Here is an 11,475-nt window from a genome sequence, read left to right on the forward strand (position 1 = left end):
GCTGGCGGACATCATGAGACCACTCGACGGTATCAAGGTCATCACGCTCGAACACGCGATTGCCGCGCCGTTCTGCACGCGTCAACTGGCCGATCTCGGGGCGCGCGTGATCAAGATCGAACGGCCCGGCGTCGGCGATTTCGCGCGCGGCTATGACGAACGTGTGCATGGGCTGTCGTCGCACTTCGTGTGGACCAATCGCTCGAAGGAGAGTCTTTCGCTCGACCTGAAGCAGCCCGCGGCGGCCGAGATTCTCGATGCATTGGTTGCCGATGCCGACGTGCTCGTGCAGAACCTCGCGCCAGGCGCGGCCGAACGGCTTGGCCTTGGCTACGACACATTGAGCCACAAGTATCCGAAGTTGATCGTCTGCGATATTTCGGGCTACGGCGCGGACGGTCCGTATCGCGACAAGAAGGCGTACGACCTGCTGATTCAAAGCGAGTCCGGCTTCCTGTCGATCACCGGTTCGCCCGGCGCGCCAGCGAAAGCGGGCTGTTCGATCGCCGATATCGCGGCGGGCATGTACGCGTATTCGAACATCCTGAGCGCGCTGTTGCAGCGTGGACGCACAGGGCGCGGTTGCCGCATCGATGTATCGATGCTCGAGAGCATGGTCGAGTGGATGGGTTATCCGCTCTACTACGCGATCGACGGTCAGTCGCAGCCCGCGCTTGCGGGCGCCGCGCATGCAACGATCTATCCTTATGGCCCGTTTCCCGCTGGCGACGGCAAGACGGTCATGCTTGGCCTGCAGAACGAACGCGAATGGAAGCTGTTCTGCGAGCGCGTGCTCGAGCAGCCTGAACTGGCAACCGACGAACGCTTCGCATCGAACTCGAAACGCACTGCGGCGCGCGACGCCTTGCGCGAGGTGATCGTCGCGGCGTTCGCGAAGCAGAGCGCGGCGCACGTGATCGATCGACTCGATGAGGCAGGCATCGCGAACGCGCAGATGAATACGCTCGCCGACGTGTGGGCGCATCCGCAACTGAAGGCGCGCGAGCGCTGGCAGGAAGTCGGCACGGCAACGGGGACGATACCCGCATTGCGGCCGCCCGGTCTGCCTTCCGACCTCGAGCCGCGAATGGACCCTGTGCCCACGCTCGGTCAACATACGGAAGCAATTCTGCGTGAGCTTGGCTACGACAATGGGCGTATCGACGCGCTGCGCGCGGCGGGCACGATCTGATTCGGTAACGACCCCATGAACGACCATCCCAGTCTCACGCTTGCCACTTTCGCCGCGCAACTCGACTTCGACCGCATCCCGCACGAGGTCGTCGAGCGTACCGTCAACCTGTACGTCGATTGGCTCGGCTCGGCGCTGGCCGGCAAGGGTGCGCGCCCGGTCGAGACGATCGCGCGGTTCGCACGCGCGGCAGCCGGGGCGACGAACGAGGGCCTCTGCGAGGTGCTGATCGACCGCGGTCGAACCACGCCGTATTTCGCCGCGATGATCAACGGCGCGGCATCGCATTTCGCCGAACAGGACGATGTGCACAATGGCTCGGTGTTTCATCCGGCGACCGTGGTGTTTCCGGTTGCGCTCGCGTTGGCACAGGCAAAGCGAGCGTCGGGGCGCGACTTCATCGCGGCGGCGGTGGCGGGATACGAGGTCGGCATTCGCATCGGCGAATTTCTCGGGCGCTCGCACTACAAGGTGTTTCACACTACGGGCACGGTCGGCACGGTCGCGGCAGCGGCAACGGCAGGACGCTTGCTGGGTTTGTTGCCGTCCCAAATGCTCGATGCGTTCGGCTCGGCGGGCACGCAGGCGAGCGGCCTATGGGAATTTCTGCGCGACGCCGCCGACTCGAAGCAACTGCACACCGCGATGGCCGCCGCGAACGGCCTGATGGCCGCGCAACTCGCCGCCGACGGCTTCAAGGGCGCGACGCACATTCTCGAAGGCGCCCAGGGCATGGCCGCCGGGATGTCGAGCGACGCCGATCCGGCGCGCCTCGTCGATCGGCTTGGCAGCCGCTGGGCGACCGCGGAGACATCGTTCAAGTATCACGCGGCGTGCCGCCATACGCATCCGGCCGCCGATGCACTGCTCGCCGTCGTGCAGACGCATCGTTTCGCGCCGCGCGACATCGCGAAGGTCGTCGCGCACGTGCATCAAGGCGCGATCGATGTGCTCGGTCCCGTGGTCGCGCCGCGCACCGTACATCAGGCGAAGTTCAACATGGGCACAGTGCTCGGGCTGGTCGCGCATCACGGCTATGCCGGCGTGACCGAATTCGAGCAGGGTTTCGACGCGAGCGAGATCGCCGCGTTTCGCGACAAGGTCACAATGGCGCTCGACGCTGAAGTCGACGCCGCCTATCCCGCACGCTGGATCGGCAAGGTCACGGTGACGACGACCGACGGCCGCGTGTTCGATGGGCGTGTCGATGAGCCGAAGGGCGATCCAGGCAATACCTTGTCGCGCGACGAGATTGCGACGAAGCTGCATCGGCTGGCGGCGTTTTCGGGTGCGGCTAGCGAAGAGGAGGCGGCGCAACTGCTTCGCCGCGCATGGCATATTGCCGAAGAGAAGCAGATTGGCTCGGTATTCGATGCAACTTCGCGCACGATGGTGGCGGCATGAGCGCGTTGCCCCGGTCGTATCTGTTCGTGCCTGGGAATCGGCCTGAGCGGTTTGACAAGGCCTATGCGGCCGGCGCGGATGCGGTGATTCTCGATCTGGAAGACGCGGTGCAGCTGGATCAGAAGGTGCCGGCGCGTGCGGCGGTTGTGGCCGCGGTGTCGGCTAACGCGTCGCGGGCCGCCTGGGTGCGCATCAATGGCTCGGATACGCCATGGTTTCCAGATGACGTTGCGGCGCTCGTTGGGCAGACCGGCGTCGCCGGAATCGTGCTGCCGAAGGCTGAGACGCGCGAACAGATCAACGCGGTGCTGGCGAACGCGCATCCGGCGTTGAGCGTGCTGCCGATTGTCGAGACTGCGCGCGGGTTCGCGAATCTTGCGGAGTTATGCAGCGCGCCGCGCGTGCTGCGTATCGTGTTCGGTACGCTGGATTTTCAGATCGATCTCGGCATCGATGGGGATGGCGAGGAGTTGCATCTGTTTCGCTCGCAGATCGTGCTTGCGTCGAGGCTGGCTGGCATTGGTGCGCCGGTGGATGGCGTGTCGACGACCATTACCGATGCTGATGCGGTGCAAGCTGATGCGCGGCGCGGCCGGCGGTTCGGTTTCGGCGGCAAGCTTTGCATTCATCCGAAGCAGATCGAGCCGGTGCATCGCGCGTATGCATGGAGTGACGCCGAGGTGGAGTGGGCGCAACGGGTGCTTGCGGCTGTCGAGGCGAGCCATGGCGCCGCGGTTGCCGTGGAGGGGAGGATGGTCGATATGCCGGTGATTCTGCGGGCGCGGAGGGTTGTGGGCGATTCCGAAAGCTTCTGACAATGCGGTTTTCCGTCGCGCCTTCATAGCAGGATTCCCATCGTCGCACTTGAATAGTTAGCAGGTCACATGCTAGATTAAATTGGTATCGGTAACACATTTCGACGGAAAGTTTCCGTTCGCAACGTTGTCGATAAAGAAGATCTGTTCCTCTCAGCACGTCAAAAAATACCCTCCCGATGAGTACTATTCAGAATCCAGTTCTGCGCGGCTTCAACCCGGATCCTTGCGTATGCCGTGGCAAGGATGCGTGGTATATCGCGGTTTCAACGTTTGAATGGTATCCGGGCGTTCTCATTTACGAATCAAAAGATTTCGTCAACTGGGAACTCAAGGCCACGCCTCTCGACAGGCTATCGCAATTGAACCTGATCGGAGAGCAGCCGTCCGCAGGCATATGGGCGCCAGCCCTCTCCTATCAAGACGGTCTTTATTGGCTCGTCTATACCGACACCAAGGCATGGAAAGGCGAGCAGAAGATCTCCCCGCTTCGTGACATGCACAACTACCTCGTAACCGCCCCGGACATCACCGGACCCTGGTCGGAGCCCGTGCATCTCGTGTCCGGTGGATACGATCCATCCCTGTTCCACGACGAATCTGGCAAAAAGTGGCTCGCCCATATCCGGCGCGATTTCAGAGGTATCTACGAAGACCCGTTCGTCGGAATCGTTCTGCGGGAATACTCGGTGCAGGAGGAAAAGCTGATCGGCGAAGAGCACGTCATCTATAAAGGCGCCAACCTGAAGACCGATTACTTCATGAAATGTCAGATCTACGAGGCTCCGCATTTGCTGAAGAAGGGAGACTGGTACTACCTGATCACAGCGGAGGGGGGCACAGGCTATACACATGCAACGTGTGTATCCAGGTCCCGCGACATTTTCGGTCCATACGAGCTTCATCCTGATACGCCGATGCTCACGTCGCGCGACGCGAATGGACGGATTCAGCGGACCGGCCACGGCAATCTGGTCGAGGGTCCCAACGGCCAGTGGTACCTGACGTACCTCGGATCGAGACCAATCGATGCGCACACGAAGCGCTCGCCGCTAGGCCGTGAAACCTGTGTCGCACCTATCGAATGGCATGCCGACTGGCCCCGCCTCGCCAGTGGCGGAGTGGTTCCCGCTGAATCTTTTGCGATCGGCTCGGATATCGAGCAAAGGCTCGACAGCAGTTGGACGATCGATTTCGGACAACGTGCCGCGCTGCCCCTGGAACTGCAGAGTCTGCGTATCCCCATCGGCGACGACTGGTGCAATCTTCACGAACGTCCGGGCTATCTGCGGATAAGGGGGCAAGAGTCGCCGACTTCGCGGTTCCATCAAAGCTTGTTGGCCTGTCGCATCCGTGACTGGCAGTTCGAAGTCGAAACCGCGCTGGAATTTTCACCCAAGTCATATCTGCACATGGCTGGGCTCATGGCGCGTTACGACGAGAACACCTTCTACTATCTGTTCGTCACGCGCGACGACGACGGCACAAAAATCCTGTCCTACATGGAAATGGATGCCGGCAGCTTCGCCTACAGCAATCGACTGGCGACGCTGCCCGAGGCCACCGGGATCGACCTGCGGATTCGCGTCGTGGACGCGAAACTGCGCTTTTTCTTTCGCTTGACGCACGGTGACTGGAAGGACCTTGAACTGGAAAAGGATTTCACGAAACTCAGCGATGAATATGCAACCCCCATCGGCTTCACGGGGGCATTCGCAGGTATCACCGTCAACGACATGCTGGGCTTTCGCGAGCCTGCCGATTTCAAGTCGTTTTCGTACCACCAATTGATCGGCTAAAGCTCGGATTTCGTGTCATCGCTGTCATTTAATAATAAGGAAGATCTCATGCGCTTTCGTTGGAGACATCGCTACCTCGTGCTGCTTATTTTGTTCGCAATCTATCTGCTCTGTTACATGGACAGAATGATCATGGCAGCGGCTATTCCATTCATTGCGTCCGAGTTTCATCTGTCCGCGATGGAAATGGGTGGAATCCTGAGCGCGTTCTTCTTTAGCTACGCGCTATGTCAGATCCCGGCTGGCCTGCTTGCAGACAGATTCGGTCCGCGGCTGATGACGACGATCGGCATCACCTGGTGGACGATTTTCACCGCGCTTACCGGGCTGTGCAATTCGCTCGGCTTGATGCTGGTGGTGCGGGTCGCGTTCGGCATCGGCGAAGCGCTCTTTCCTCCCGCCGCGTTCAAGGCACTGTCGGCGTGGTTCCCAAAGCGCGAAGTGGGACGGGCAACCGGGCTGATGATGACCACTAATGCGCTGGGACCCGCATTGGCGCCGCTGTTCGTGGCGGCCGTGATGGCCGCGTGGGGATGGCGCGCGATTTTCACGAGTCTGTTCATACCCGGTGTCGCGATGGCCGTATTCGGCTGGATCTATATCAGAAACAGCCCGAAAGACAGCAAGCACGTTTCGAAGATCGAATTGGAGGAAATCGGTACCAGCGAAAAGTCTTTGTCTGCCTCTGCCGGCAAAGCGGATTTTGCTGGTTTGGTGAAAACGCCGCTGGTCTGGTGGTGCTTCGTCACCTTGTTCGTTTTCAGCATCGCCTCGTGGGGCATCATGAGCTGGTTCCCGACGTATCTGCTGAAAGCGCGCGGCCTTTCGACGGCCAGAATGGGCATGATGGCGTCGGTGCCATTTCTCGTCGGCACGATTGCCTATTGCATCACGGGCTTTCTTTCCGACAAGTTCTTCCGCAATCGTCGCGAATTGCTTGTCGTCCTCGGCTGCGTCGCGGCCGCCATCTTTGCCTATCTGACGGCCCATGCGGAGACCGCGGAAACGGCGGTGTTCTTTCAGACGATCGGCTACTTCTTCTCAACCATGGCCGGCTGTTCGCTTTACACCATCCCGAACGTCGCGCTGCCGAACAAGGTCGTCGGGTCGGCAATCGGCTTTGTCAATGCGGCGGGTCAGCTGGCAGGATTTCTTTCCCCGCTGATCGTCGGTTACATCCTGACCAGGACGAATGACGACTTCAATGTCGTATTCCACCTCTTCGTCGGCTGCTTCTTGTTGGCTTCGATTTCCGCCTGGTTCATCAATACGAGGACGGACCTCAGCGACTCTGTCACGCGGAGCGCCGGCGCAGAAGTGCCCGTGCAGAACCGGACAGCGGGATAAATGGCGCGACGGGGCTTGAGCCGGCGATAATTCCGGCTCAGTCACCGGCTTTGGGCAACGACTCGATCAGTTCATGGATGCGCATCCTGAACTCGAAATCGAGTTCATCGCGCGCGACCATTTCGACGATCTCGTTCTCGAGGGCTTTGACCTCGCGCTGCGGTTCGGCGAGCCGAGGACATCGACTCTCGTCGCACGCAAGCTGCTCGACCCGGCCGTGGTGACGGTCGCCGCGCCGTCGTACATCGCGCGACTGGGACGGCCGGCAAAGCCGGAAGATCTCGAAGGCCCGAGCCACCGACGCCTGGAATTCCGTAATTCGGAGACAGGAAAGAGGGGCGGTTGATCAATCTCTTTCCCGACTGGACTGACGAGCGCTATCCCCTCTACGCGTGCTATCGGTCACGGCATCACATGCCGGCGAAGACGCGTGCCTTTCTGGACTTCGTTGTCGAGTTGGCGAACGCTCACTAGCGAGCGGCCGTTACACAAACGGCTTGCATTAATCGACCTCGACGCGGTTCCGCCTTTCGGGTATGCAAATCGCTTCTTTACCATTCCCTTAATCAAACCGGAACACTCACCTCCAAAAAGCCCAATTCCCAGCCCACGTCACCTGTCGCACTCTTGAAGCCAACGGCCCTGCACGATCCGACAACGGCCGTTCAGCGCTCTGCCCCGAGCCGCCGCATCGAACGAAGGCGGCCTCGCAGAACTATTCCGCGCTCGCGCCTCTCGCCCGCGCGCAGCCTAAAAAGACAGGAGACACGATTTGCCAGCCCCCATCAACTCCGGCGCACGCCTCGACCGCCTGCCGATCACGCGCTTCCACTGGAACATCCTCGGCCTGATCGGCGCGGGTGCTTTCCTCGACGCCTTCGACATCTATCTCGCCAACGGCGCGCTCGCGGCGATGGTCAAAACCGGCTTCACCGATCTCCGCCTCGGCTCGTTCTTCATCTCCGCGACCTTCATGGGCATGATGATCGGCGCGGGGCTGGCAGGCTATCTCGGCGACCGCTTCGGTCGACGCTATTCGTATCAGGCCAATCTCGCGATCTTCGGCATCGCATCGCTCGCCGCCTGCTTCGCGCCGAACATCTACTGGCTGATCCTGCTGCGCTTCGTCATGGGCATTGGCCTCGGCGCCGAACTCGTGGTCGCGGCCGGCACGCTGTGTGAGTTCGTGCCACCCGCCACACGCGGCCGCTGGACCGCGCTGCTCGCGCTGATCATCAACTCCGGTCTGCTCGGCGCGACCGCAGTCGGCTATTGGGTAATTCCACATCTCGGCTGGCGCTACATGTTCGCGATCGCGGGGGTTGGCGCGATGGTCGTGTGGTTCCTGCGGCATCGGATGCCGGAGTCGCCGCGCTGGCTCGAAACGGTCGGCCGGCTCGAAGAGGCGGAGGCCACCGTCTCGGCAATCGAGCGACAGGTCGAGGCGCGTGTCGGCAAGCTGCCGCCGGTTTCGCGCGTGGTCAGTCACGAGGTGCCGGCCGCGCCGTTCTCGGCGCTGTTCGCGCGCGGCATGATCGGCCGCACGCTGGTCGCCGCGCTGACCTGCATGGCGATCAACATGTCGCTGTACGGTTTCGTCGCGTGGCTGCCGACGTTCTTCGTCAAGGAAGGCCTGACCATCGTGCAGTCGCTCGGCTTCGTGCTGCTGATGTCGTTCGGTGCGCCGGCCGGCGCTGTCGTCGGTTATCTCGTGACGGACCGCCTGGGGCGACGCAACGGCATCGTGCTGTTCTCGCTTGCAACGATCGTGCTCGGCTTCGTCTACGTGCAGATGCGCGCGCCAGTGCCGATCGCGGTCGTCGGTTTCGCGCTCGTCACGACGATCTACACGGTCTGCACGCTCGGCCTGTTCGGCTATATCCCCGAGCTGTTTCCGACCGCGCATCGCTTGCGCGGCACCGGCGTGGCCGGCACGTGCGGCCGCGCGGCGTCGATGTCGACACCGTACGTCGCGCTGCTGCTCTACACGGAGTTCGGCGTGACGGGTGTGCTGACGATGGTCGGTGGCGTGCTGTTGTTGCTGAGTATCGCGATTCTCGCGCTGCGCATCGAAACGAGTCAGCAGACGCTCGAAGAGATTTCGCCCGATGCCGAGCTGATACCGCAAGCGGAGATGATGCGAGAGTCGGCTTAAGCCGTGCGCGCATCAAGGTGATCTGTCGATTCGGATCTTTCCCCGGCTAAATCTTCACTTCACCCGGTTAAGATGAAAGTTTGCTTTGCGCATGCTTCGCTAGCAGCTTTCATCATGCACTTCGATTTCGTCGATTTACGCCTGCTCCTGCATATCGCCGACACGCGCAACCTCGCGCGTGCGGCGGAGCGTTCGCACCTGTCGGCGCCGGCCGCCAGCAACCGGGTCAAGAATCTCGAGGAGCAACTCGGCATCAAGCTGCTCTATCGAACCAGCCAGGGCGTGACGCCGACACCCGCGGGCGAAGCCTTCGTGCATCACGCGCGGCTCGTGCTCGAACGCGTCGAGCATCTGGCCGGCGACATGCAGGAGTATGGCGAGGGCATCAAGGGCCACGTGCGCATCTGGGCCAACACGACCGCGATCAGCGAGTTTCTGCCGGCCGTGCTGAGCCGTTTCCTGCGCGATCACCCGGACGTGAACATCGATCTGCGCGAAGTGCTGAGCGGCGAGATCGTCAAGGGCGTCGCCGACAGCGCGACCGATATCGGCATCGTCGCGGGCAATGTGCATGCCGAGCATCTGCAGATGCTGCCATATCGCGACGATCGGCTCGTGCTGGTTACGTCGTGCGAGCATCCGTTCGCGAGGCAAGCGTCGGTCGATTTCTCGCAGGTGCTGAACGCGAACTTCGTGAGCCTGCCGACGTCGAGCGCGATTCACGCGTTCATCACGAGTGCCGCCGATGCGCTCGGCGCGCGTCTCAAACTTCGCATCCAGGTCGGCAACTTCGAGGCCGCGTGCCGGATGATCGAGGCGGGTGTCGGAATCGGCATCGTGCCGGAGTCGGTCGCGCTGCGGCACAGAAAGACGATGCAGATCGCGATCGTCGGCCTGAACGATCCGTGGGCCGAGCGCAAGCTGAAGATCTGCGTGCGCAGTCTGAAGGACTTGCCGCCGTTCGCGCGTGTGCTGGTCGACCGGTTGATGGCGGTGCGGGAGGAGGATAGCGGGCCAGATGCTTGACGCGCGGGCGTGACACCCGCCCGAAGTCTGACGAAGTTTCCTTCTGGAAACAGCGCCCCCCCTTTTGTCAACCGGTATTTCACTCCCCAAGCATCTTCTTGCCGCCACAAAAACCCGCGTGTATAGTTTCCGAACTTACTCTTGTTTCGTATCGGAAATTAAAGGGGTTCACATGGACGCGTCCACTATCCTCGCGGATCTCGGCATTGCCCAAGCCGCGCAAGCCGGCGATATCGCCGTTCATTCGCCGATCACCGGCGAGCTCATCGGCCGTGTGGCCAGCCAGACGGCGGTCGAGGTCGACGCGGCGCTCGCCCGGGCCAAAGACGCGTTTGCCGTGTGGCGTAACGTGCCGGCGCCGCGCCGCGGCGAGCTGGTGCGGCTGCTCGGCAATCGGCTGCGCGAACAGAAGCAGGCGCTCGGCAGCCTCGTCTCGCTGGAGACGGGCAAGATCCTGCAGGAAGGCATGGGCGAAGTGCAGGAAATGATCGACATCTGCGATTTCGCGGTCGGTCTATCGCGTCAGCTGTACGGTTTGACGATCGCGTCCGAGCGCCCGGGTCATCGGATGGCGGAGTCGTGGCATCCGCTCGGCACCTGCGTCGTGATCTCGGCGTTCAATTTCCCGGTGGCGGTCTGGTCATGGAATGCGGCGCTCGCGCTGGTGTGCGGCAACGCGGTGATCTGGAAGCCGTCGGAAAAGACGCCGCTCTCGGCGCTGGCCGTGAACAGGATTCTCGAAGACGCGCTGAAGGAATTCGGCGACGCGCCAGCCGGCCTGGCCGCATTGATCAACGGCGGGCGCGACGTGGGCGAAAAGCTCGTGGCCGATCCGCGCGCGTCGATCGTCAGCGCGACGGGCAGCACGGAAATGGGTCGCAAGGTTGGCGTCGAAGTGGCGAAGCGCTTCGGCCGCTCGCTGCTCGAACTCGGTGGCAACAACGCCGGCATCGTCACGCAGACGGCCGACCATGAACTCGCGATGCGCGGCATCCTGTTCTCGGCGGTCGGCACGGCCGGTCAGCGCTGCACGTCGCTGCGGCGTCTGTTCGTGCACGACAGCGTGTACGAGAAGACCGTCGAGCGTCTGAAGCAGCTGTATAGCCGCGTGCCGATCGGCAATCCGCTCGAAAAGGGCACGCTGATGGGGCCGCTGATCGACCGTCAATCGTTCGACCGCATGCAGGAAGCGCTGCAGCAGGCGAAGGCCGAGGGCGGCAAGGTGTTCGGCGGCGAGCGAGTCGAAGTGAAGGGTTATGAGGGCGGCTACTACGTGCGTCCGGCCATCGTCGAGATGCCGTCGCAAACGTCGGTCGTGCTGAAGGAAACGTTCGCGCCAATTCTGTACGTGCTGCGCTATGCCGATTTCGCCGATGCGGTCAAGGCGAACAATGCAGCGCATCACGGCTTGTCGTCGTGCGTGTTCACGAGCGACCTGCGCGAAGCGGAACGCTTCCTGTCCGCGTCGGGCAGCGACTGCGGCATCGCGAACGTCAACATCGGACCGAGCGGCGCGGAGATCGGCGGTGCGTTTGGCGGCGAAAAGGAAACGGGCGGCGGGCGCGAGTCGGGTTCGGATGCATGGAAGGCTTATATGCGTCGCGCGACCAATACCGTGAACTACTCGTCGGCGTTGCCGCTTGCGCAGGGTATCGACTTCAATCTCGACTGAGCGCGCAAGTGTGACGTCGTAAACGATGGCGGCGCATCGCGTTGATGCCGGTGCGCCGCCGTCGC

Annotated in this window: 8 protein-coding genes and 1 pseudogene; all 9 read left to right on the forward strand. The window is 62.1% G+C overall.

Going from position 1 to position 11,475, the window contains the following annotated elements; all coding sequences use genetic code 11:
• The first annotated feature begins 13 nt into the window (after positions 1–13).
• The 9 genes and pseudogenes from OKW29_RS18760 (at position 14) to amaB (ending at position 11,410) form a co-directional block, all read left to right on the forward strand.
• Positions 14–1,192 carry a CaiB/BaiF CoA transferase family protein gene (locus OKW29_RS18760; RefSeq protein WP_429292060.1) on the forward strand — a complete coding sequence of 393 codons (1,179 nt, stop codon included), beginning with the start codon at positions 14–16 and terminating at the stop codon, positions 1,190–1,192.
• Positions 1,193–1,207: 15 nt separating this feature from the next.
• On the forward strand, positions 1,208–2,596 hold the full coding sequence (locus OKW29_RS18765) for an MmgE/PrpD family protein (RefSeq protein ID WP_429292061.1): 1,389 nt from the start codon (positions 1,208–1,210) through the stop codon (positions 2,594–2,596).
• Complete coding sequence (locus OKW29_RS18770; RefSeq protein ID WP_429292062.1) at positions 2,593–3,411, forward strand: HpcH/HpaI aldolase/citrate lyase family protein; 819 nt, start codon at positions 2,593–2,595, stop codon at positions 3,409–3,411. Before OKW29_RS18765 ends, OKW29_RS18770 begins: the two co-directional genes overlap by 4 nt.
• Positions 3,412–3,590: 179 nt before the next feature.
• Positions 3,591–5,210 (forward strand): glycoside hydrolase family 43 protein, encoded by a 1,620-nt coding sequence (locus OKW29_RS18775; protein ID WP_429292063.1) that lies wholly within the window; start codon positions 3,591–3,593, stop codon positions 5,208–5,210.
• A gap of 12 nt (positions 5,211–5,222) precedes the next feature.
• On the forward strand, positions 5,223–6,557 hold the full coding sequence (locus OKW29_RS18780; RefSeq protein ID WP_429292064.1) for an MFS transporter: 1,335 nt from the start codon (positions 5,223–5,225) through the stop codon (positions 6,555–6,557).
• Positions 6,558–6,600: 43 nt separating this feature from the next.
• Positions 6,601–7,031 (forward strand): annotated as a pseudogene (locus OKW29_RS18785) (substrate binding domain-containing protein); the annotation flags it as partial.
• A gap of 298 nt (positions 7,032–7,329) precedes the next feature.
• Positions 7,330–8,712: an MFS transporter gene (locus tag OKW29_RS18790; protein ID WP_429292065.1), complete on the forward strand. Its 1,383-nt coding sequence runs from the start codon at positions 7,330–7,332 to the stop codon at positions 8,710–8,712.
• Between the two features lie 114 nt (positions 8,713–8,826).
• On the forward strand, positions 8,827–9,738 hold the full coding sequence (locus tag OKW29_RS18795) for a LysR family transcriptional regulator (RefSeq protein ID WP_429292066.1): 912 nt from the start codon (positions 8,827–8,829) through the stop codon (positions 9,736–9,738).
• A gap of 172 nt (positions 9,739–9,910) precedes the next feature.
• Positions 9,911–11,410, forward strand: coding sequence for an L-piperidine-6-carboxylate dehydrogenase (amaB, locus tag OKW29_RS18800; RefSeq protein WP_429292067.1), 1,500 nt, complete (start codon positions 9,911–9,913; stop codon positions 11,408–11,410).
• The last annotated feature ends 65 nt before the right edge of the window (positions 11,411–11,475 follow it).

The organism is Paraburkholderia sp. CI3, assembly GCF_050436505.1.
Lineage (GTDB): Bacteria > Pseudomonadota > Gammaproteobacteria > Burkholderiales > Burkholderiaceae > Paraburkholderia > Paraburkholderia tuberum.